At 57.9% G+C, this 361-nt stretch carries 1 protein-coding gene; it reads right to left on the bottom strand.

Annotation, left to right across the window (positions count from 1 at the left end; genetic code table 11):
* Positions 1-361 (bottom strand): metallopeptidase TldD-related protein (locus ACSIPU_RS30705; RefSeq protein WP_435322495.1); only part of this gene is annotated, 361 nt, incomplete at both ends.

The following is a 361-nucleotide window of genomic DNA, read 5'->3' as shown; positions in this document are numbered from 1 at the left end:
AGTGGAGAAGACGAATTTACCGGAGGTGATATCCACCTGCCCGCCGCCGAAGTTAGGCGCAAAGATACCGTAGTCGACCGATTCGATAATCTCCTGTGGCGTCGACTGGCCCGCCAGCATATAGGTGTTGGTCATACGCGGCATCGGCAGATGGGCATACGACTCACGTCGGCCATTGCCGGTCGGTGCGACGCCCATCAGGCGCGCGTTGAGTTTATCCTGCATATAGCCTTTCAGAATGCCGTTTTCGATTAGCACGTTGTATTGCCCCGGGGGCCCTTCGTCATCAATGGCCACCGAGCCACGGCGATCGGCGATGGTGCCGTCATCCACTACGGTGCACAGCTCAGAGGCGACTAAT

The organism is Klebsiella sp. HN106 (assembly GCF_051209435.1).
Lineage (GTDB): Bacteria > Pseudomonadota > Gammaproteobacteria > Enterobacterales > Enterobacteriaceae > Klebsiella > Klebsiella oxytoca.
The sequence above is the reverse complement of the archived record's forward strand: the minus strand, read 5'-3'. Positions and strand labels throughout refer to the sequence as shown.